This is a genomic window from Mycobacterium sp. 852002-51613_SCH5001154 (genome assembly GCF_001667425.1).
Taxonomy (GTDB): domain Bacteria; phylum Actinomycetota; class Actinomycetes; order Mycobacteriales; family Mycobacteriaceae; genus Mycobacterium.
Map to the genome: position 1 here is coordinate 104,490 of NZ_LZII01000083.1, position 21,282 is coordinate 125,771.

General features: G+C 67.8%; 23 protein-coding genes. 3 read left to right on the forward strand and 20 right to left on the reverse strand.

Translation table 11 applies throughout. The features are described 5' to 3' along the window. Nucleotides 1-5 precede the first annotated feature (5 nt). The 14 genes from A5750_RS22320 to A5750_RS22385 all read right to left on the reverse strand — a co-directional run bounded on the left by A5750_RS22320 (nucleotide 6) and on the right by A5750_RS22385 (nucleotide 11,761). Complete coding sequence (locus A5750_RS22320; protein ID WP_066946603.1) at nucleotides 6-383, reverse strand: NADH-quinone oxidoreductase subunit A; 378 nt, start codon at nucleotides 381-383, stop codon at nucleotides 6-8. 237 nt (nucleotides 384-620) lie between these two features. Next, complete coding sequence (locus A5750_RS22325; protein ID WP_066946600.1) at nucleotides 621-1,034, reverse strand: response regulator transcription factor; 414 nt, start codon at nucleotides 1,032-1,034, stop codon at nucleotides 621-623. A gap of 30 nt (nucleotides 1,035-1,064) precedes the next feature. Next, nucleotides 1,065-1,601, reverse strand: a complete 537-nt coding sequence (locus A5750_RS22330; protein WP_066946788.1) for a YceI family protein — start codon at nucleotides 1,599-1,601, stop codon at nucleotides 1,065-1,067. A 33-nt stretch (nucleotides 1,602-1,634) separates the two neighbouring features. Next, entirely contained in the window at nucleotides 1,635-2,024 is a 390-nt protein-coding gene (locus A5750_RS22335) for a nuclear transport factor 2 family protein (RefSeq protein ID WP_066946598.1), read from the reverse strand. 10 nt (nucleotides 2,025-2,034) lie between these two features. Further along, nucleotides 2,035-2,373 carry a DUF6285 domain-containing protein gene (locus tag A5750_RS25990; protein WP_066946595.1) on the reverse strand — a complete coding sequence of 113 codons (339 nt, stop codon included), beginning with the start codon at nucleotides 2,371-2,373 and terminating at the stop codon, nucleotides 2,035-2,037. Next, nucleotides 2,373-3,359 (reverse strand): phosphotransferase family protein, encoded by a 987-nt coding sequence (locus A5750_RS22345; protein ID WP_066946591.1) that lies wholly within the window; start codon nucleotides 3,357-3,359, stop codon nucleotides 2,373-2,375. The genes A5750_RS25990 and A5750_RS22345 overlap by 1 nt, the downstream gene beginning before the upstream one ends. Then, entirely contained in the window at nucleotides 3,356-4,600 is a 1,245-nt protein-coding gene (locus A5750_RS22350; RefSeq protein ID WP_066946587.1) for an acyl-CoA dehydrogenase family protein, read from the reverse strand. Before A5750_RS22350 ends, A5750_RS22345 begins: the two co-directional genes overlap by 4 nt. 21 nt (nucleotides 4,601-4,621) lie before the next feature. Then, complete coding sequence (locus tag A5750_RS22355) at nucleotides 4,622-5,236, reverse strand: TetR/AcrR family transcriptional regulator (RefSeq protein ID WP_082948265.1); 615 nt, start codon at nucleotides 5,234-5,236, stop codon at nucleotides 4,622-4,624. Continuing rightward, nucleotides 5,236-6,132, reverse strand: coding sequence for a hydroxymethylglutaryl-CoA lyase (locus A5750_RS22360; protein WP_066946584.1), 897 nt, complete (start codon nucleotides 6,130-6,132; stop codon nucleotides 5,236-5,238). The genes A5750_RS22355 and A5750_RS22360 overlap by 1 nt, the downstream gene beginning before the upstream one ends. Beyond that, nucleotides 6,129-7,334: a CaiB/BaiF CoA-transferase family protein gene (locus tag A5750_RS22365; protein ID WP_066946581.1), complete on the reverse strand. Its 1,206-nt coding sequence runs from the start codon at nucleotides 7,332-7,334 to the stop codon at nucleotides 6,129-6,131. Before A5750_RS22365 ends, A5750_RS22360 begins: the two co-directional genes overlap by 4 nt. Further along, a complete protein-coding gene (locus A5750_RS22370) occupies nucleotides 7,331-8,512 on the reverse strand; it encodes an alpha/beta fold hydrolase (protein WP_066946577.1) in 1,182 nt (393 codons plus the stop codon). Before A5750_RS22370 ends, A5750_RS22365 begins: the two co-directional genes overlap by 4 nt. 2 nt (nucleotides 8,513-8,514) lie before the next feature. Further along, entirely contained in the window at nucleotides 8,515-9,606 is a 1,092-nt protein-coding gene (locus A5750_RS22375) for a homogentisate 1,2-dioxygenase (protein WP_066946574.1), read from the reverse strand. A 162-nt stretch (nucleotides 9,607-9,768) separates the two neighbouring features. Next, the gene (locus A5750_RS22380) at nucleotides 9,769-10,740 is read right to left on the reverse strand and encodes an NADPH:quinone oxidoreductase family protein (RefSeq protein ID WP_066946571.1); all 972 of its coding nucleotides are present in this window, start codon (nucleotides 10,738-10,740) and stop codon (nucleotides 9,769-9,771) included. 22 nt (nucleotides 10,741-10,762) lie between these two features. Next, nucleotides 10,763-11,761, reverse strand: coding sequence for an acryloyl-CoA reductase (locus A5750_RS22385; RefSeq protein ID WP_066946568.1), 999 nt, complete (start codon nucleotides 11,759-11,761; stop codon nucleotides 10,763-10,765). Between the two features lie 22 nt (nucleotides 11,762-11,783). Here A5750_RS22385 and A5750_RS22390 point away from each other — a divergent pair, with 22 nt between their 5' ends. Beyond that, entirely contained in the window at nucleotides 11,784-12,641 is an 858-nt protein-coding gene (locus A5750_RS22390; protein WP_067265735.1) for an oxidoreductase, read from the forward strand. Here the strand turns inward: A5750_RS22390 and A5750_RS22395 are convergent. The 3 genes from A5750_RS22395 to hisN all read right to left on the reverse strand — a co-directional run bounded on the left by A5750_RS22395 (nucleotide 12,634) and on the right by hisN (nucleotide 16,142). Beyond that, a complete protein-coding gene (locus tag A5750_RS22395) occupies nucleotides 12,634-13,839 on the reverse strand; it encodes an acyl-CoA dehydrogenase family protein (protein WP_067265738.1) in 1,206 nt (401 codons plus the stop codon). The two genes, A5750_RS22390 and A5750_RS22395, sit on opposite strands and share 8 nt — an antisense overlap. Before the next feature lie 20 nt (nucleotides 13,840-13,859). After that, nucleotides 13,860-15,269 (reverse strand): acyl-CoA dehydrogenase family protein, encoded by a 1,410-nt coding sequence (locus tag A5750_RS22400; RefSeq protein WP_067265741.1) that lies wholly within the window; start codon nucleotides 15,267-15,269, stop codon nucleotides 13,860-13,862. Nucleotides 15,270-15,353: 84 nt separating this feature from the next. Continuing rightward, nucleotides 15,354-16,142 (reverse strand): histidinol-phosphatase, encoded by a 789-nt coding sequence (gene hisN / locus A5750_RS22405; protein ID WP_067265744.1) that lies wholly within the window; start codon nucleotides 16,140-16,142, stop codon nucleotides 15,354-15,356. Nucleotides 16,143-16,175: 33 nt separating this feature from the next. Here hisN and A5750_RS22410 point away from each other — a divergent pair, with 33 nt between their 5' ends. Next, nucleotides 16,176-16,505, forward strand: a complete 330-nt coding sequence (locus A5750_RS22410; protein WP_067265747.1) for a hypothetical protein — start codon at nucleotides 16,176-16,178, stop codon at nucleotides 16,503-16,505. Between the two features lie 34 nt (nucleotides 16,506-16,539). Here A5750_RS22410 and A5750_RS22415 read toward each other — a convergent pair whose 3' ends face one another. Genes A5750_RS22415 through A5750_RS22425 form a run of 3 tightly spaced genes read right to left on the reverse strand, consistent with a single transcriptional unit; the run spans nucleotide 16,540 to nucleotide 20,285 of the window. Then, complete coding sequence (locus A5750_RS22415; protein ID WP_066946548.1) at nucleotides 16,540-17,334, reverse strand: slipin family protein; 795 nt, start codon at nucleotides 17,332-17,334, stop codon at nucleotides 16,540-16,542. Next, nucleotides 17,331-17,957 carry a hypothetical protein gene (locus A5750_RS22420; protein ID WP_067265750.1) on the reverse strand — a complete coding sequence of 209 codons (627 nt, stop codon included), beginning with the start codon at nucleotides 17,955-17,957 and terminating at the stop codon, nucleotides 17,331-17,333. The genes A5750_RS22415 and A5750_RS22420 overlap by 4 nt, the downstream gene beginning before the upstream one ends. A 3-nt stretch (nucleotides 17,958-17,960) precedes the next feature. Next, nucleotides 17,961-20,285 (reverse strand): nitric-oxide reductase large subunit, encoded by a 2,325-nt coding sequence (locus A5750_RS22425; RefSeq protein ID WP_067265752.1) that lies wholly within the window; start codon nucleotides 20,283-20,285, stop codon nucleotides 17,961-17,963. A 195-nt stretch (nucleotides 20,286-20,480) separates the two neighbouring features. Between A5750_RS22425 and A5750_RS22430 the strand changes: the two genes are divergently transcribed. Next, nucleotides 20,481-21,278, forward strand: coding sequence for a universal stress protein (locus A5750_RS22430; protein WP_067266194.1), 798 nt, complete (start codon nucleotides 20,481-20,483; stop codon nucleotides 21,276-21,278). The last annotated feature ends 4 nt before the right edge of the window (nucleotides 21,279-21,282 follow it).

Sequence of the window (21,282 nt, forward strand, 5' to 3'; positions counted from 1 at the left end):
CTACCTCAATCCCACGTCAGGCCGCCGCGGCGCCACACATAGGCGTACGCCACTAAGACCGTGAGCATGAACACCACCATCTCGACCAACGCGAACGTTCCCAGCGCGTCGTAACTGACCGCCCATGGATACAAGAACACGATTTCGATGTCGAAGACGATAAAAAGCATTGCGGTCAGGTAATACTTCACCGGGAACCGCTGGCCGCTCGCCGCGTGCGGGCCGCTGACCGGACTGTCGGTGGGTTCGATCCCGCACTCGTAGGGGGCCATCTTCGACTTGTTGTAACGCGTCGGGCCGGCCAGGCTCGCGATCGCCACCGATCCCACGGCGAAGGCCGCCGCTATCGCTCCGAGCACCAAGATGGGTATGTAGACGTTCAACTCGCTCCAAGATCTCCTCGTACGGGCCGCCGGTGCGGCGGCCGGGCGGGGGCCGGGCTGCTGTGACGTACGCGGGCTGCGGCACGTCACAGTGACCTTCACAACATAGCGTCGCGAAGACGGGTGTGTTTTGTCGGGGTGGGGGTATTCGCCTCGTTTTTGTGTCGCCGCAACCGGGCGGCCCGCCGCCGGTCGCGGCCGGGGTCACGCCGGCGCGTATCGACGCAGGTGAAAGGGCTAGCGCGTGGGTGTGCGGAGCAGTCCGAGCACCGTGCGGCCCAGCACGATGGGATCGAGGGGATGCGGCACTGCGGCTTCGGCCCGCGACCAGTTCGCCAGCCAGGCGTCGTCCGGGCGGCCGGTGAGCACCAGGATCGGTGGGCACGTGGAAAGTTCGTCTTTGAGTTGTTTGGCGATTCCCATGCCGCCGGTGGGCGTGGCTTCCCCGTCGAGAATGGCCAAGTCGATGCCGCCCTCGTCCATCTGGCGCACCACCATCGGGGCGGTCGCCACCTCGAGGTAGGTCAGCTCGGGCAGGTCCGGATGCAGATGCTTGCCCAGTGCCCGGATGACTTGTTCGCGGGTTTTGGCGTTATCGCTGTAGACCAGGATCCGCAGGGCAACGCTGGATTCGGGGCTGGAATCGGACACGGTGCAGATGCTACTGGTGTCGCACCGGCTTCACTGGGCAGCCCGCACGAAGACGGCTTCGGCCGCCGCCTTCGCCTTCGAGCCGATCATGCCGAGCCGGTTCCAGCCCAGGTCGAACTGGGTGCGATCCACCTTGGTTTCCCCGGCGATCCGGATCGAGCCGTCGTCGAGCTCGGTGATCGTGGCGGACAGGGGCAGCGGAGCGGTGATGCCCTTGATGGTGAAGGCCGCGCGGAGGTCTGCGGCCTTGCCTTTGGTCGGGTGCACCGCGGTGACGACGACGCTGATCTCACCGAAGCGCTCGACGTCGAAGAAGTCGGGCGAGCGCAGGTGCTTGTCGCGCCGGCCTATCCCCGTGTCCAGGGAGGCGGTGCGGATGTCGAGGCGGCCGAAAACCGCCCCCTTCGCCGTCAGTTGGCCGTCGCCGCTGAACTCGGTGAAGCGGCCCTTGACGTTCAGCAGGCCCCACAGGTTTGCGACCTTGAAGGTGATCTCCGAGCGGTCCGGGACGAGGTTCCACACGCCGGCCAGGTCGGGATCGTTCAGCAGCGATTCCAAAGTCGTCATCGTCACCCCCATCTCTCGTGGCGAATCTAACGCCTAATCCATCAACGGCGCGATCTCGGCGGGGTCGAAGTACTCGTCGATCCGGTCCAGCCGGCCGTCGCTGGCCACCCTGATCACGATGCAGACCCGCATCGAGATCGATTGGCCGGCATGGCCGGTGGCGTGCAGGATGTGCTGCTGAACGAAGCCGCCCTCGAAGAATCGCCGGTCCAGGATTTCGTAATGGCGCTCGGTGGTCGCGGTGATGAACCAGTTGATGACCCGCAGCGCGCGGGCCTTGCCGTCATCGCGGCGCGCGCCGACTCGCCACACCGCGATGTCGTCGCTCCACATCCGGTCAACCGCCGCGAAGTCACCCTTTTCGATCGCCGTGAACAGGCGGTCTGCCGCGTCGGCAACGATTTCCGCGCTCGCACCGGCCATGATCTCGCTCCTATTCGCTGGCATATCCGGGGTGGGCGGCGGCCACCCGGCGCCGCACCAACGTGCGCAGGCAGGCGGTGACTTCCAGGGCCCGCCCGTCCATCTCGCCGGCCCGAATCGCGGCGGCCAGCTCCTCCTCGTCGGCGAACCCGAGGTCGGCCAGCGCTTCGCGGGATTCGGCCTCGCTCTCGTCGAGCAGCTCGCGCTCCACGATGCGCAGCGCGTTGGCGGCCACCCTCGCATGGAAGTTGACCTGCCCGCTGGTCGCCGCCCGCACGTCGTTCTCCAGGAATTCGGCCACCGCGGCCACCAGCTCGGCGGCGAGCGGGCGCCCGTATGCGCCGATCATCAGGCCGCCCCTTCGAGCAGGTCGAGCAGGTCCCACTCGGTCTCGCACACGCGGCGGCCGATCGTGGCCAGCTCCACCGAGCGGAACTGCCCGCTCAAATGCCGCTCCGCCTGGTAGCGGCAGATGACGCCCCAGCGCAGCGTGGCCAGCACCAGCCACCAGTGAAACGCCACCCGGTCGACGCTAGTCCCGCCGGCCTGCTCGTAGGCGTGCAGGAAGCTTTCGATGCTGCCGAGCCCGCCGGCGCCGAGGTTGGCCGGGGCGCCGAAGCGCCAGGCGCGGATGCAGAACCAGGCCAGGTCGTCGTACGGGTCGCCGCGGTGTACCAGCTCCCAGTCGAGGACGGCGGCGAGGCGGGACCCGTCGACGATGAGGTTGCCCATGCGGTAATCCCCGTGCACGAGGACGTCCGCCGACGGCTCGGGCCGGTTGGCGCCCAGCCAGCGAAACGCCCATTCGAAGGTGGCCGTGGTGTCACCCATGGCGTCGAGCCGCTCACGCCACTGCGTGAGCGGGTCCTCGCGGGTTAGGCCGGGAATGTTCGGGTCGGCGCGGTGGATGGCGGCCAGGGCCTGCGCGCATTGCCGCAGCAGCTGCCCGCGGGCCGCCTGCCCGCCCGCGGCGTCGAGCTGACGCTGAATGCGCCGGACGATGGTCTCGCCCGCGATCTCGTCGCAGATCAGAAACGGATTGCCCAGTGCGGCAACCGAATCGTCGGCGATGAGGACGTGGGGGACCGGTGCGCCCGCCGCCGCGGCGGCGGCCTGGGCGCGTGCCTCCAGCTCCATGCCGGCGTGGACGTCGTCGGGCGCGCCGGTGCGCAGGATCAGCGCGTGGCGTCGCTCCCCGGCGACCGCGTTGAACGCCCACGTGGAGCGGCTGGCGCCCCCGGTCAGCACGCGCAGGTTCTCAATCGCGACATCGGCACCGAGGACCGGCGCCAGCGCCGCGGCGATCTGGGGGGCCAACTCCTCGGTCGATGTCACTTGCCAAACTTAAACAGCCGCTGCGCCACCCGGCGAATCTGGATCTCCTCGGCTCCCTCGGTGATCCGGTAGCGACGGTGGTGGCGGTAGATGTGCTCGAACGGCTCGTGCCGGCTGTAGCCGAGGCCACCGAAGATCTGCATGGCCCGGTCGGCGGCGTCGCAGACGAGTCGGTTGGCGCGGTAGTTGGCCATCGACACCTTGTCCGAGACCTCCATGTGGTGGTCCCGGTCCAGATGCCAGGCGGCATAGGCCACCAGCAGCCGCACCATCTGCGCTTCGGTTTGCAATTCGGCCAGCGGCCATTGCACCGCCTGGTTGACCGACAGCGGCTTGCCGAAGACGGTCCGTTTGCCGGCGTATTCGGCGGCGCGGTCGATGCAGTACTGGGCCGCGCCCAGGCTGCTGGCCGCCTGCCGAATCCTGTTCTCGTGCAGGAACGTCTGCGCGACCTCCAGGCCGCGGTCCACCTCACCGAGCACCGCGTCGGCGGGGACGCGGACGTCGGTCAACTGAACTTCGCCGTGGTCGGTCGGCATGTTGAACGTCCACCAGTAGTAGGGGACGGTGAACCCGGGCGCATCCGTCGGCACCAGGAACGCCGTGATGCCCCGCGCCTGCCCGGGCTCTCCGGAGGTGCGCGCGAACACCAGGTCGTGGGTCGCGCGGTGGACCCCGGTGTTGAATCGCTTGGCGCCGTTGATCACCCACCCTCCAGGTTCCGAGCCGTCGGGCTGCGCGCGCGTCTCCAGCCACGTCGCGTCCGAGCCGTGCTGGGGCTCGGTCAGCCCGAACGCCATCGAGCGTTCCCCGGTGATCAGCGCTTCGGACCAGAGCCGTCGCTGCTCGTCGGTGCCGAAGCGCTCCATCATGATCACCTGCGGGAAGTTGCCGACGATCGAGGATTCGTTCTGCAGGTCGTTGTGCAGGCCGAGGCCCTTGTGCGCCAGGTGCTCCCGGATGACCGCCATGTCGACGTTGGTGCCGTCCCGGCCGCCCAGCGACGCCGGCAGCCCGTACCGCAGCCAGCCCGCCTGGTCGGCCCGCCTGCGCATCTCCGCGAGCAGATCCTCCCATTCGCGCGTCGGGATGCCGTCGTTGTCCCAGTCGGTGCGGGCATGTTCGCGGCGCTTGTCGAAGTACTGGATGTGGTCACGCTCCAGCGGTTTGATCTCCGCCTCGATGAATTCGTCCATCTGCGCGAGCAGACCCGGAAGGTGTTCGGGGAGTGTGAAATCCACAGTTTTCTCCTTCGAAAAGGCTCAAGCGCCGTAGAGGGTTTTCTTCCAGATCGTCGACAGGGTGGCGATGGCGTCCTCGTCGCTGATTTTGATGCCCAGGTTGGAGGGACCGACGAAGACGGTGGTGAAGTTCTCGAACAGCAGCGCGATGGCCGCCGCGGTGTGTTGCGGGTCGAGCTCGGTTCCGTAGCCCTGCTCCTGGGCGCGGCGAACGGAGGCGGCGACGATGTCCATGCCGAAGCGGCGGAATTCGTTCTGGACGGCCGCGAAGCGCCGCTGGGTGGCGGCCAGCTGGGCCACGGCGATCATGATGCCGATGTTTTGTTTGAACATGTTCCAGTACCCGGTGACCACGGAGGTGAAGAAGGCGTCGTCCTCCGGAGAGTCCGGTAACTCGAGACTCAAACCCGACGGCGTCACGACATCGTGCAGGAAGGACTCCGCGAGGGCGGCGAGCAGGTCTTCCTTGTCGGCGAAGTACCGGTAGAACACCGCGGGCGACTTGCCGGCAGCCGACGTGATGTCGGCCAGCGTGGTCCCGTGAAAGCCGCGCTCGGCGAACAGCTTTCGGGCGGCCAGCTCGATGGCCTGCCTGGTCTGGCGGCCCTTGGCGGTGCGCGCTTCCGGTGCGGGCATCAGGTCCGCATCCGGTCGCCGGCGCGCAGCAGGGCGCTCGGCAGATCGTGGCCGACAACGGATTTGGCGACGTCCGCCGCGGCGATGGCGGCCTGCAGGTCGACGTCGACGTCGATGCCGCTGTCGCGCAGCAGGTACACCAGATCCTCGGTGGCGATGTTGCCGGTGGCACCCGGGGCGAACGGGCAGCCGCCCAGCCCGCCGACGGAGGAGTCGAGCCGGGTCACCCCGGAGCTGACCGCGGCGTAGGCGCTGGCCAGCCCCGAGCCGCGGGTGTTGTGGAAATGCCCGCCCAGCGGCAGGTCGCCGATCACCGGACGCAGTTGCGCGATAAGCGAACTCACGCGCCCCGGGGTGGTGGTGCCGATCGTGTCGGCGATGGAAAGGCGGTCGGCGCCCCGGTCGCGCGCGGCCGCGGCGATGTCGAGCACGCGCTCGGGCGGGGTAGGTCCCTCGAATGGCGAGTCCCACGCGGTGGCGATGACAACCTCGACGGTGACGTCAGCGCCGTGCGCGATGGCGACGATCTCGTCGATCGTCTTGGTGGCCTCGGCGCTGGTCCGCCCGACGTTGGCCTGACTGAACGTGTCGTCGGCGGCGACCACGTACTCGATCGAGCGCAGCCCCGCCGCGACGGCGCGCTTGGCGCCGTTCGGGCTGGCCACCAGGGCGGAGAACTCGATGTCGGGGTAGTCGTGCAGGTGGGCGGCGAGCTCGGCGGCGTCGGCCATCGACGGCACTTTCGACGGCGAGACGAACGCCGTGGCCTCCACCTCGCGGACCCCGGTCGCGGCGACCGCGGCCAGCAGTTCGAGCTTGGCCGACAACGGAATCGGCGTTTCGATCTGCAGGCCGTCGCGCAGCGCGACCTCGCGGATGACCACGTGTGCGTTCACAGCACCTCCTCGGCCCGTAACTCTTCGAGTTCCGCCGCAGTCTTGCCCAGCAGCCCGATGTAGACGTCGTCGTTGTGCTGGCCCGGACGGGCGGGCCCGGCGTTGCGCACGCGGCCCGGCGATTCCGACAGCACCGGCACGATGCCCGGCCCCAGAACGTCCCGCCCGAGCCTTTCATCGAAGTGTTCGACCAGCATGCCGCGGGCCCGCAGTTGCGGGTCGTCGACCACCTCCGCGACCGTGTTGATCGGCCCGGCTATCACCCCTGCGGCGCTGAGGGTTTCGATGATGTCGCCCGGCTGGCGGTCCGTGGCCCACGCGCCGATGATCTCGTCGAGTTCATCCTGATTGCGGCCGCGCGCGCGGTGCGTAGCGAACCGGTCGTCGATGGCCAGCTCCGGGCGCCCCATCGCCTTGCACAGCCGGGCGAAGACGGTGTCCTGGTTGGCGGCGATCACCACCCACGAGCCGTCGGCGCTGCGGTAGATGTTGGACGGCGCGATGCCCTCGAGCCGGGTGCCCGACGGCCCGCGCACCACGCCGCCGACGTCGTAGTCGGGGATGGTGGATTCCTGTACGGCCAAACAGGATTCGGTCAGTGCGACGTCCACCACCTGGCCGCGCCCGGTAATGCTGCGACGGTACAGCGCCGCCATCGCTCCCTGGGCGCCGAACATGCCGGCCAGGGTGTCGCCCAGCGATAGCGCCAGCCTGGGCGGCGGCCCGCCGGGGAAGCCGTTGAGATGGCGCAGCCCGCTGGCCGCCTCGGCCACCGAGGCATACCCGGCCTTGTGGGCGTCGGGGCCGGTCTGGCCGTAGCCCGACACCCGAACCAGGATGATTCCCGGGTTGCGGGCGCTCAGCACGTCGTAACCCAGCTCCCATTTTTCGAGCGTCCCCGGGCGGAAGTTCTCCACGATGATGTCGGACTTCTCGACGAGGTCGCAGAACAGTTCACGGCCACGTGGCCGGCGCAGGTCGAGGGTGATCGCTCTCTTGTTGCGCGCGTGCACCGTCCAGAAGACGTGCTGCCCGTCGAGCTCGGCCTGGCCCCAGGTGCGCAACGGGTCCGGGGCGCCGGGGGGTTCCACCTTGATGACGTCGGCGCCCATGTCGCCCAGCAGCCGTCCGGCGAAGGGGCCCGCGATCAGCGTGCCCAGCTCGAGCACCCGGACCCCCTCCAGCGGTCCGGTGGGTGTCACTGCGCCCCCGCGAAGTCGTGGCGGACCAGCCAGTCGGTCGCGATGTCGACGGCCGCGCGCAGCTTGTCGCGCTGATCGAGGCCCGCGTAATAGTGGGTGGCGCCGGGGATTTCGTGCATCTCTTTGTCATGATGCCCGATCGCGTTGAAGAGCCGCCGCGTGTGGCTGGGCGTGCAGGCGTCGTCGGCCAGGTTGCCGATCACCAACGCAGGGACGGCGATGTCGGCGCCGCAGGCCACCCCGTCGCCGCGGGCGTCGTCGTAACTCCATTGCGAGAGCCAGCCGCGCAACGTCGAGAAGCGGGCCAGCCCGACCGGGCTCATGTTCACCACCTGAGGATCCCCCAGGTAACAGGTTCCCGGGGTGCGTTCGTTGGGATCGACGGTCGGGTCCAGCCAGCGCGGGTCGGCCATGGTGCCGTGCACTACGAAACAGAACTCCTCGTCGGGACGTCCGGCGGCCTTCAGTTCGGCGAGCTTGCCCTTGACCCACGCGGTGATGCGGCGGTTGCGTTCGATCTGTGCATTGCGGTAGCGGGCCAGGAATTCTTGGCTGTATGGCGGCTGGTTCGGGTTATCCGGGTTGTACAGGTCGAGCTCGGGATCGCGTTTGGTGGGGTCGGATTCGTCGAGGATCGAGGCGTCGAGCCATTCGGTCAGCGTGCCGTGCCGGCTGATGTGCGCCGCCAGCAGCATGATGCCGTCGGCGGGGATCAGGTCCAGGGCGGTCAGGTCGGGGCCGTCGCCCGACGGGCTCGAGGTGATGGTCGGGTGCTGGGCCTGCTGCTGGTAGAACATCGACAGCGAGCCGCCGCCGCTCCAGCCGGCCAGCACCACCTTCTCGTAACCCAGCCGCTTCTTGGCGTCCTTGATGCACTCGCCGAGATCCTCGACCACCTTCTCCATCAGCAGCGCGGAATCGGTGCCGCGGAACCGGCTGTTGCAGTAGATGACGTGATGGCCTGCCCGGGCCAGTGCGTTGATCATCGGCAGGTAGGCCCCGCCGCCGATCGGGTGCATGAACACCAGCACGGTGTCCGACGGCTTGTCCACCGGCCTGAGCAGGTAGCTCTCCAGCACCGTGATCTCGGCCAGGCCGCCGTAGACGTCGCGGACAGCGGAATTGTTCTGGAAAGCAACGAGATAGGGGATTCGCTCGTATTCGTGGCGGGTCGTCATGGTCAGTGTTGTCCTAGGTCGTGGGCCAGCACCTCGGGCGAGGGGGTCAGGCGTCGGCGGGTATCGACGGCGATCACTTGCCAATCGACGCGGGAGTAATCATCGAACTTGCGGCGCGCCCGTTCCCGCGCCTTCTCCGGTGCGCCGTGGTGGACGCCTTGCGGCGCATGGGAAATCAGGCCGGGGGGCATCGGGATGCCGTAGAGCGAGCCGCCGTGGAAGAAGGCGATCTCGTCATAGTCGACATTGCGGTGATACCACGGGGTGCGCTCGGTGCCGGCGACGCCTTCGGCGGGTTTCGGCAGGAAATTCATCACGTAGACGCCGGTGGCCTGCATGAACAGATGGACCGTCGGCGGCAGGTGGACGCTGTCGGAGGTGACCACGTTGTAGTCGGCGATGTTGAACGTGAACGGGAAGTTGTCGCCGCGCCAGCCTTCGATGTCGAGCGGATTGTGTTGGTAGAACAGCGTTGTGGGGCCACCTTCATGGATGAGCCGGACCTCGTACTCGTCCCTGCCGTCGTCCTCGATGGGTGCAGGGTCGGGGATGGTCATCTGCGACGGGTCGAACGGGAAGTGGCGGCCCAGCGGCCCGGCCGGCGGCACCCGGAACTCGTCGGTGGCCTCGACCATCAGCAGGGTGGTTTCGCTGTCGGGCACCTGGCGCCTGGTGCACGCCTTCGGGATGTAGACCCAGTCGCCGTCGGAGTAGCGCAGTGGCCCGAACTCCGTTTCGATCAGGCCGGCGCCCTGGTGGACGAAGCACAGCAGGTCGCCGTCGACATGGCGGGTGTAGAACGGCATCGGCTCGTGGCGGCGGCTCAACAGGATTCGGCAGTCGGCGTTGCTGAACATCAGCAGGGGACCGCCGCCGGCGTCGGTGGCGTCGCTGGGCTTGAGCTGGCCGGCCAGCACGTCGACGGGGCGCAGCGGGCCGACCGACCGGTAGGCGGTGGGGTCGTGGCGGCGGTAGAGGTTCGCCGTGCGTCCGGTGAATCCGCCCCGGCCCAGCTCGTCGTCCTTGAGCCCGTCGAGGTCTGCGTGCAGGCGGCGCGGTGTCTTCCCTTTTCGCAAGTGGACGAAGGATTCCATGGCTGACCTCCGGCTCGGACGACGGATAAAACTGAAAGTGACATTACTTTTTGTTTCCGTGCCGCACAAGGGCCGGCGCCGTCCGCGAGACATAATCCGTTGCGACCCGATTCGGCGTGTCTTCGCCGACGTTTATGTGTCGCCGATCAACGGCCCATCGCGTCAGTCGCGGACGCGCACCACGACCTTGCCCTTGGCGGTGCGGTTCTCCAGGGACGCGACCGCCGCGGCGGCGTCGTCCAGGGGATAGACCTCAGGGTTGGGCGGAGCCAACTGACCCGAGGCGAGCAACTTCTCCAGTCCGGCCCACTGCTCGGCCAGCGCGTTCGGATGCGTCGCCGTCCAGGCGCCCCAGCCCACGCCGACCACGTCAATGTTGTTGAGCAGCAACCGGTTCACCTTCACGGTGGGGATGTCGCCGCCGGTGAAACCCACGACCAGCAGCCGGCCGCCCGGGGCGAGCGAGCGTAGCGAGTCGGTGAACCGGTCGCCGCCGACCGGGTCGAGCACGACGTCGACGCCGCGGCCGCCGGTGAGCTCCTTGACCGCGTCCTTGAACCCGTCGGCCAGCACCACATCGGTGGCCCCGGCGGCGGTCGCGACGTCCGCCTTCTGTTCGGTGCTGACGACCGCGATGGTGCGCGACGCCCCGAGCAACGATGCCAGCCGCAGCGTCGAGGTCCCGATGCCGCCGGCGGCGCCGTGCACCAGCACCGTCTCGCCCTGGGCCAGCCGGCCGCGCACGGTCAGGGCGAAGTACACCGTGAGGTCGTTGAACAGCAGGCCGGCGCCCGCCTCGAAACTGACGTTGTCGGGGAGCTTGAACACCCGGTCGGGTTGCAGGATCGCGACCTCGGCCATGCCGCCGGACAGCATCGTCAGTCCGACGACCCGGTCGCCGGCCCGCACGTGTGCGCCATCCGGCGCCGAACGCACGACACCGGCGATCTCGGCTCCCAGCACGAACGGCGGCTCGGGGCGGTACTGGTACAGGCCCCGGGTCAGTAGGGCGTCGGGGAAGGCGGCACCGGCGGCGTACACATCGACGACCACGCCGTCACCCGACGGTTCGTCGATCTCCGCCACCTCGACCGCGTCCGGACCGTCCAGCCGAATCACCCGTGCAGCTCGCATGGTCGGTCAGCCTACTGCCGGCTCAGAATCCGCCCGCGACCCGCACCACCGCCCGCCCGGTGAACTTGCCGGCCCGCACCTGGTCCAGCACATCGACCACATCTTTGATGTCAACGTCGCTGGTGAGTGCGTCGAGATGACGCGGCCGCAATGAATCGCCCAGCAGCGCCCACAGTTTGCGGCGCGGGCCGATCGGCATCTGCACCGAATCCATCCCGAGCAGAGCGATGCCGCGCAGGATGAACGGCATCACCGTGGTCTTCAATCCCGGGCCACCCGTGAGGCCGCTACAGGCCACCGCACCGCCGTAGTCGACGGTGCTCAGCACGTCGGCCAGGGTCGCCCCGCCGACGCAGTCCACCGCGGCCGCCCAGCGCGCCTTGGCCAACGGCCGAGGTTTGGCGTCGGGGTCTTCCGGCAGCCGGCCGATAACCTCCGCGGCGCCAAGCTCTTTCAGCAGCTCGGCCGCCCCCTCCTTGCCGGTCGAGGCGACCACCCGATACCCCTTGGCGGCCAACAGGTCCACGCTGACGGAGCCGACACCGCCGGAGGCGCCGGTGACGACCACCGAACCGGCGCCGGGTTCGATGCCCCAGTCGATCAGCGCCTGCACGCTCATCGCGGCGGTGAAGCCGGCGGTGCCGATCGCGGCGCCCTCGTGCGGGCTCAATGCGCCGAGGGCAACGACCTGGTCGGCCGGCAGTCTCGCGTATTCGGCGTAGCCGCCGTGGTGGCCGGTGCCGATCTGGTACCCGTGGGCCAAAACCTTCTCGCCGACGCTGAAGTCGGGTGACTGCGACTCGACGACCTCGCCGGTCAGGTCGATACCCGGCACCACGGGGTAGCTGCGCACCACGCCGCCGCCGGGGGTCAGCGCGAGCGCGTCCTTGTAGTTGACGCTTGAATAGAGCACCCGGATCGTCACCTCACCCGCCGGCAGGTCCGACTGACTCAAAGTCTCGACCGACGCGGTTATCCGGTCACCATCTTCGCGAGCGACGAGCGCTTGAAACGTGTCCATGCCTCGACGCTAACCTCACGGTATGGATTCCTTTCCACTCGGTCGCTTTTCGGTCTCCCGGGTGGGCTTCGGCGCCATGCAGTTGCCGGGCCCGAACGCGTTCGGGCCGCCCCGGGACCGCGACGAGGCGCTGGCCGTGCTGCGGCGGGCGGTCGAACTCGGCGTCGACCACATCGACACCGCCCAGTTCTACGGTCCCGACGTGGCTAACGAGCTGATCCGCGAGGCGTTGCATCCCTATCCGGAGAACCTGGCACTGGTGAGCAAGGTGGGCGGCCGTCGCGACGACAGCGGCGGCTGGCTGCCGGTCGACGCGCCGTCCGACTTGCGCCGCGACATCGAGACGAACCTGCGTGCCCTCGGTGTCGACCAGCTGGCCGCGGTCAACCTGCGCGTGTTCGAAAGCGACGGGCCGGATCAGCTGTTCGACGACCAGCTTTCGGTCATGATCGAAGCCCGCGACCAGGGCCTGATCGGCGGCATCGGGCTGAGCAACGTCAACCGCGAACACCTACGGCATGCGTGCGAGCGCACCGAAATCGCCTGTGTGCAAAACGCGTTCAATTTGGTTGAGCGCGAGGCGGCGCCGGTTCTTGCCGAGTGCGCGGCGCGCGGGATCGCGTTCGTTCCGTTCTTCCCCCTGGGGGCCGCCTTCATGCGGCCCAACCCGGTGCTCACCCACCAACTCGTGGTCGACGCCGCCGAGCGGCTGGGACGCACGCCGGCGCAGGTCGCGTTGGCGTGGACGCTGAGCCTGGCGCCCAACGTGCTGCTGATCCCGGGAACGTCGTCGGTGCGACACCTCGAGGAGAACCTGGACGTCGCGTCCATCGAACTCGACGGCGACGTGCGCGAGCAGCTGAACGCGGTCGCTATTTGAGCTCGGCCGACGACAGCCCGAGCAGGCGGCGGGCGACCACCAACTGCTGGATCTGCTGGGTGCCCTCGAAGATGTCCAGGATCTTGGAGTCGCGCGCCCACTTCTCCAGCATCGATTGCTCGGAATAGCCTGTCGTACCAGCCAATTCGACGGACTTGAGGGTCGCGTCGCTGGCCATCCGGCCGGCCTTGGCCTTGCTCATCGACGCCTCTTTGGAGTTGGGGATCTTGTTGTCGGCCTGCCACGCCGCCCGCAGCGCCAGCAGGTAAGCGGCCTCCCAGTCGGCCTCCATCCGCAGGAACTCGGCAGCAGCGGCGCTCTGCGCGTGCGACGGTTTGTCGTAGGAGATCTCCACGCCGGCCTCGGTGAGGATCTTGCGAATTTCCTCGAGGGCGGCCCGGGCGACGCCGATCGCCATGGCCGCGACGATGGGCCGGGTGTTGTCGAAGGTCTCCATCACGCCCGAAAAGCCCTTGCCGACCTCAATTTCGGGGTTTCCCAGCAGGTTTTCCTTGGGGATGCGGACGTGGTCGAACCGGATCGCCGCGGTGTCGGAGCCCTTGATGCCAAGCTTGCGTTCGAGTCGCTCGACGGTGACGCCGGGGTGCTCGCGCGGGACGATGAACGACTTGATCGCCGCGCGCCCCTGCGACTTGTCCAGCGTGGCCCACACCACGATGTGCGTGGCGCGCGAACCGGCGGTGACATAGATCTTCTCGCCGTTGATCACGTATTCGTCGCCGTCCAGCTTGGCGGTGGTCGACACCGCCGCCGAGTCGGAGCCGAAACCCGGCTCGGTGATGGCCATCGCCGCCCACACCTTGCCCAGGCGTTCCAGCTGTTCTTCGGTGGCCACCGCGGAGATGGCGGCGTTGCCCAAGCCCTGGTAGGGGACCGAGAGCATCATCGCGACGTCGCCCCAGCAGGCCTCCAGGGTCTGCAGCAGCGCAGCCATGTTGGCGCCGTTGTGGTTTTGGTCCCGGTCTTTGTTTTCATCGCCCAGGTTGTCGGCCCCGGCGAATTCGATCGATTCCGAGGCGCCGGCGAACAGGTTGTACAGCGTGTCGAGTTCGACCGGGTAGGCGTGCTCCTTGAGGTCGTACTTGCGCGCGATCGGTCGCATCAGCTCCGCGGCGCCCTGATGGGTCTTGACGACGACCGCCTGCAGCTTGCGGGGCAGTTCCAGATTGATTGCCATGGTTGAACTTTCAGCTCGTGTTAGATAACTACGACGCCCTCGGCGACGCCGATGGCCCGCAGGTCGCGGTACCAGCGCTCGACCGGGTGTTCTTTGGTAAAGCCGTGGCCGCCGAGCAGCTGCACGCCGTCCAGGCCGATCTGCATACCCTTGTCGGCGCCCAGCCGCTTGGCCAGCGCCGCCTCGCGGACAAAGGGCAGGCCCTGCTCGGCGCGGGCGGCCCCACGCCAGGTGATCAGCCGGAGTCCGTCCAGCTCGATCGCGATGTTGGCGCACATGAACGCGACGGCCTGACGATGCGCGATCGGCTCGCCGAAAGCCTCGCGCTCCTTCACGTAGGGCACGACGTAGTCGAGCACCGCGTGCGAGGTGCCCACCGCCAGCGCCGCCCAGCCCAACCGGGACAGCGCGATGGCCTCCGAGTAGTCGTCATCGGTCGCCTCGTCCTCGCCCAGCCGCGCGCTCAGCGGGACCGTGACGCCGGACAGCTCGACGTGGCCCAGGGCGGCCGCGCGGATACCCATGCTCGGATCCGCCCTGACGGTAAGGCCTTTCGTCGACGACTCGACGATGAACAGGGCGGGCCTGCCGTCGAGCTGCGCTCCGACGATGAACAACTCGGCGTCGGCCGCCGCCGGGACCAACGACTTCACGCCATCGATGCGGTAGCCGCTCGGTGTGCGCGCCGCGGTGGTCGTCAGACGGGTGGGGTCGAACAGCGGTTGCGGCTCGGCGATCGTGACGCAGGCCTGGGGAACATTCTCGCCGGCGAACTCGTGCAGATAGGTGGCCTGCTGGTCCGCGCTGCCCCAGTGGGTCAGCGCGGCGGCCACGCCGCCGGGGGCCAGGATCGGCAGCGCGAGACCCATGTCGCCGTAGGCGAGCGCCTCGGCCACCAGCACGTTGGTCACGCTGGAGCGGTGCGCGGCGATGCCGTCGAAGTCCTCCGGGATGTTGATCGCGGTGATGCCCAACTCGGCGGCCTTGGCGATCAGGTCGGGCGGGTAGGTCGCCGCCTCGTCGGCGTCGTGCGCCGCCGGCCGCAACACCTCCTCGGCGAATTCGCTGAGGGTCTCGACGATCATCTTCTGGTCGTCGTCGGGCGTCAGGTCGAAGTAGTCCTTGCCGCTCGACTTCAGCCGGGTCGGTCCGCCGCGCAGATTCTGCAGCCGCTTGAACTGGCGGGAGGCAGTGGCGGCGGTGGAGAAGACGGTCTTGGTGCCGTACTGCAGCCCCCGGTTGACCGGATCGCGCAGGCGGTACTTGTCCAGGAATTCCTGGCCCATCAGCGGAGTGAGCAGCGCGATGGCGATGTCGACGCCGGTGCGCTTGTGGGGTTGCAGCCCGATCCCGCTCTGCTGGTCTTTTCGTTTGCGACGCGAGCGGGCGGATTTCGAAGTCTGTGTTGAACCGGAGCCAGTGTCGGTCATGTCGGCAGCCTGTAGTAGTCGGGGCAGTGCGGATAAACCTATCTTACTCCGGAGTAAGATCACAGAGAACAGTTGTTAACTAATTCACAGACCGCCGGCATCGAGGCCGCGAAGCACGAGTTCGTGCAGCGGCCCGTTGGTCGCCACCGCGCTGCCGCGGTGCGGTCCCGCGACGCCGTCCAGGCCGGTGAACGTCCCGCCCGCCTCGCGCACCAGGATGTCGAGGGCCGCGAGGTCCCAGACGGACACCTCGGGTTCGGTGGCGATGTCGATCGCCCCCTCGGCCACCAGGCAATAGGAGAGAAAGTCGCCGAAGGCGCGCACCCGCCACACCGCGTCGGTCAGCGAGATGAAGCGTTCCCGTAGGCCGCGCTGCGCCCAGCCGGACAAGCTGGAAAACGACAAGCTCGCCGAATCGAGTTGTGCCACAGCGGAAACCGAGAGCCGACGGGGCGGTGCGCCGTCGACCGCGACGAAGGCGCCGTTGCCGCCCGCCGCCCACCACCGACGCTGCAGAGCGGGGGCGCTGACGACGCCGACCGTGGGCACACCGTCTTCGAGCAGCGCGATGAGACTGGCCCAGACCGGCACGCCGCGCACGAAGTTCTTGGTGCCGTCGATGGGGTCGATGATCCACTGGCGTCCGGTGAAGGTGGTGGTTCCGCCGAACTCCTCGCCGACAATGCTGTCGTGCGGCCGCTCGCGGTCCAGCGCCTCGCGCAGCTCGGTCTCCACCGCGCGATCGGCGTCGGTGACCGGGGTCAGGTCCGGCTTGGTGTCAACGCGCAGGTCGAGTGCCCCGAACCGCGCCGACGTCAGCGCGGCGGCGCGGTCGGCCAGCGTCAGCGCCAACGTCAGATCGTCCCGGCTCATGACGCAGTCCTATCACGGCCCTACCATGGCGGCGTGTGGGAATTCGGTGTGCTGTTCCTGTTGGCGGCCGTCTTGGCGGTCGCTCTTGCCCAGCGGTTCCTGCCACGCGGCCCGCGCGGCGAGGTGCTGAACGGTACGTTGCTGGTCACCGGCGTGAGTCCACGCCCGGAGGCCACCGGTGAACAGTTCGTCACCATCGCCGGTGTGATCAACGGGCCCACCGTCAGCGAGCACGCCGTGTATCAGCGCATGGCCGTCGACGTCGACCAATGGCCGACCATGGGCCAGTTGCTTCCGGTGGTGTACTCGCCGAAGAATCCGGACAACTGGAGGTTCGCTCCGTCCGCGGCGCCCCCGGTGTAGCGCGGTCAGCCGGCCGCGGGCGGGCGCTTACCTGTCACCCGCGATTGTTGAAGTTGTCGACGATGCCCCGCAGCGCCTCCGGATGCCGCAAGAACGGCGTGATGATGTCTACCGGCAGCGGGAAGACGACGGTTGAATTCTGGTCCGCGCCCAATTCCAACAGCGTTTGCAGGTAACGCAATTGCAGCGAGGCGGGGCTCTTCGAGAGTGTCTCCGCCGCTTCACGCAGCTCCTCGGAGGCCTGCAGCTCCCCGCGGGCGTTGATGACTTTCGCGCGGCGTTCCCGTTCGGCCTCGGCCTCGCGCGCCATCGCCCGCTGCATCGACTCGGGAATCTCGACGTCTTTGATCTCCACGACCCGGACCTGCACGCCCCAGGGCTCGGTCTGCTTTTCGATGATCGTGCGCAGATCGCTGTTGAGGTCCTCCCGGTGTGCCAGCAGGGTGTCCAAATCGACCCGGCCGAGCAGCGAACGCAGCGTGGTCTGGGCGATCTGGGAGGTGGCCACCGCGTAGTTCTCCACCGCCAGAATCGCTTTCAGCGGCTCCATCACCTGGAACATGACCACCGCGTTGACCCGGGCCGGCACGTTGTCGCGGGTGATCACCTCCTGAGGGGGGATGGTCAGCGTCACCAGCCGCTGGTCGACGCGGATCATCTTGTCCAGAAAGGGGATAAGGAGACGAAGCCCGGCACCGTAGAGCGGGCGCACATGCCCCATCCGGAAGACGACTCCGCGTTCGTACTCGCGCAGCACTGCCAGGGACCACCGCGCGAGCACGGCAAGCGCGACAATCCCGGCGACAACGACGATCACAACGGTGGTCATGTTGGCTTGCCCTCCTTGCTTTCCCAGCCGCCCCAGCGGGTGGAATACCTTTCTATCGCCGCGGCCGCCTGGTCCTCGAGCGCGGTGCGGTGCGGAAGGTGCTCCGGCGCATTGGACGGGGTGTTCCACAAGTGGCGGACCAGCGGCTGGCCGAGCAGCGCGACAACCCCGATGGTGCCGGTCAAGACCAACACGTCGGCACCCGAGTGGTTGGCGACCAACATGGCCAGCGGCAACACGATGCCGAAGGCGGCCACGCAGCAGGCGATCCCGCGGTGGAACCGCCCAGCATCCGAGTGCGGCCACGGGTCCACCTCGCGGCTGATCTCCCGGCCGTGATCGGACGTCGTACAGCTGGACTTGACGGGACAGCTGTTGCACACCACCGGTTGGGCGCGATATCGCATGACCCGGTGCCGCGGATCGAACGAAGTCGGCCACAGCCAGTGGTCCTGTGGACACACCCAGGCGTCATGGTCGGGGCGGTAGGTGAATTGGCCTGTGCGCCAACGGGCCGCGCGCGCCGACGCCCGTCGGGCCATCGAGTCGAAACTCCACCCGATGGCCAGCAGGCCAAGGGAATACCCGGCGATCAGCCATACGGAGGCGGCCGGCTGAGTCACCGGTCAGTCCCTCGCCGACACCGCGGCACCGGTCTCCGGCTCGGTCGGGGCTTCGACGTACAGCGGATGTTCGGGCAACTCCTGCACCGTTGAACCCGTCCGGAAGTTCCGCAAGGCCGTCCATGCGATCCAGACGAACGGCAGCACACCGCCGACGATCAGGATGACGTCGCCGGGCAGCCGGAGCCATTCCAGGACGGCGTTGCCGGGCCTGGTGATGTAGCCCAGGGAGCGCGCCTCGAAGTAGCCGTCGTTGACCGAGTGGTAGAGCTGCAGGACGCCCAGCGGCAGCAGAGTCACGAACACCATCCACGCGAGACCAATGTTCATGCACCAGAACGAGGTTCGCGCCAGCTTCTCCGGCCACTTGTCGGCCGGGATCACGTAGCGGAACGCGAACATGGCCAGGCCGACGGCGAGCATGCCGTAGACGCCCATCATCGCGCCGTGGGCATGGTTGGCGGTCAGCGCGGTGCCGATCTGGTAGTAGGACACGATCGGCAGGTTGATCAGGAAGCCGAAAATGCCGGCCCCCAAGAAGTTCCAGAATCCGACGGCGACCAGAAACATGACCGCCCAGCGATGCGGGAAGGGCTTGCTGTCGCCGGACTGCTGCCGCGAACCCAGCTGCAGGAATGCCCACGCCTCGACGGTGAGAAAGGTCAACGGAATGACCTCGGCCGCCGAGAAGAATGCGCCCAGCGCCATGTGTTCCACCGGCGTGCCCGAGAAGTACAGGTGGTGCATGGTGCCGATGACCCCGCCCGCGGAGTACAGAATGACGTCAAGGAAGATCACGCCCAGCGCGATTCGCTCGCGCACCACGCCGAGCAACACGAACATGTAGGCCACCATCACCGTGGTGAACAACTCGAGGAAGTCCTCGACCCACAGGTGCACCACCCAGAACCGCCAGAATTCGGCGACGGTGTAATGCGTGCCGCTGCTTGCCAATAGCCCGACGGTGTAGAACGCCGGGATCGCCAGCCCGGAGAAGAAGAACAACCACGGCATGTTCATCTTCGATTCGCCTTTGAGCCGGGCACGCATGCCCCGGAAGATGATCGCAATCCACACGAACAGGCCGATGATCAGCAGGATCTGAAACAGCCGCGGCAGATCGAGATACTCCCACTGCTGGGACAGCAGCCCATGCGGGATCACTCCGTAGATGGAGAGTGCCTCGCAGATCAGCGATCCGAACACCACCACCGCGACCGCGCCCAGCAACACGTAGGCCAGCAAGCCCTGACGGCGCGGCTCGCGGCGCGCGATGAACGGCACCAGGAAGATGCCCCCGGCCAGGAAAGCCGCCGCGGTCCAGAACAGTGACAGTTGCACATGCCAGGTGCGGGCCAGGTTGTACGGCAGCACCCGGGCCAGATCCAGCCCGAAAAAGTTCGACAAGTCGGCCCGGTAATGCTCGGCCGCCGCGCCGAGCAGCGTCTGCGCCAAGAACAACACGGACACGATCGCGAAGAACCAGATCGTGGCACGCTGCGCGGGCGTCAGGCTCACCTCACCCGGCTCGCGGAAGGAAAGCGTGGACGACTCTGCGCCGTGCCAGCCGACCTTCTGGCTCCAGCGCCCGTAGACCGCGAACATGACGCCGATTCCGCCCAGCAACGCAATCAGCGACAGCGCCGACCACACGATCACCGCCGCGGTGGGCCCGTTGTCGACGCGGGATTCCGCCGGCCAGTTGTTGGTGTAGCTGTACTTGTGGCCGGGGCGTTCGGCCGCGCCCGCCCAGGCCGTCCACGCGAAGAACGCGGTCAGGTCGTGGATCTGCGCCTTATCCGTGATCATCTGGGGGAGCAGCCCGTATTTGGTCGAGTTCTCGCCGAAGAAGGCGGCGTAGTGGCGCTGAATGTGGTCGAACGCCGCGGCCTGCCGGTCGGTGAACACCAACGTTTTGGTGGTGCCGTTGTAGCGGTTGGTGCGAAATTCGGTGACCACCCGGTCACGCGGATCGGCCACCCCCTGCGCCCGCAGCTGATCGCCGACGTCCTGCGTCGCCATCCGCAGGTATTCCGCGGTGTAGTCGGGCCCCAGGTAGGCGCCATGCCCCAGCACCGAGCCGTATTCCATGAGGCCGCGCGTCTGGTAGAGCTCCTGCCCACGGGTGATGTCGTCGCCGGTGAACAGCAGCTGGCCCGACTCGTTGACGACCTTGTCCGGCATCGGCATCGACGCCGAGTACGTGCGGTAGGCCAGGATGCCCATGACCAGGAAGCCGAAAATCATCACCAGGGCGACGCCCTGGATCCAGCCTTTGCCGACCAGGGGCTGCGAGGATGCTTGTCGAGCGGCCTGTTGAGCGGCCATCTGCGAGTCTCCCGTCTTCAAGCCTGAATTCGGTTGTCGTGCCGGGGCAAAGCCAACATCGCCCTCGCCGCTCCCTAGGGGCCAATGGCCTCGATTTCGGGACCAATGCCCCTGGGACAGAGGCATTCCCGGTCATACGGTCGTGGCTGAGCGACGTGAATGTTCCCCGCGTACAGCTCAGCAGAGGAGACCGTGATGAGCAATAGCTATCCGGGTCCGGCAATCGTCGTAGGGGTGGACGGGTCGAGGGCGGCGAGGCAGGCGGCTCTGTGGGCGGTCGATGAGGCGGCCGGCCGGGATATCCCGATGCGGTTGGTGTGCGTCGTCGATCCGCAGGACGCCCCCACCGCACAGGCCTGCGAGACGCGCCTGGCCGGCGCGCGGACGGCGCTGGCCGACGCCCATCGGTCCGTCGACGCCACCGGCGTTCGCGTCAAGGTCGAAACCGAGATTGTTTGCGGGAGGCCGCTGACCAAGCTGACCGAGGAGTCTAGGTCGGCGGCCATGATGTGTATCGGTTCGATTGGCCTCAACCATGCCTGTCACGGCGAAACCTCCGTCGCAACCTCCTTGGCCCGCTCGGCACAGTGCCCGGTGGCCGTGATCCATCAGCCGGCGAGACGGTCGGCGCCTCCGAAGGTCGCCAGCGTCGTGGTCGACGCCGGCAACGGCATGGTGCTGCGGTACGCGTTCGAAGAGGCGAGGCTGCGCGGGGCGACACTGCGCGCGCTCTGGGTATGCCAGGGTGCGGACGCGCACGATGCCGGCGACGGAACGCGTTCGGCGCAAGCGCAATTGAGTCGACGGCTCGCGCGATGGACGCGGCTGTATCCCGACATCCGGGTGGAGTCCGCGATCGTGCGGGGCAGTGCGGAGCAGTACATCGGCGCCCACTCCGAAGCGGGCCAGTTGTTGGTCACCGACTGTCATACCGCTGAGCCGGCCTGCAACGCGACGCATTCCGTGCTGGCGATCCGGTGCAGCAACCTGTGACGAA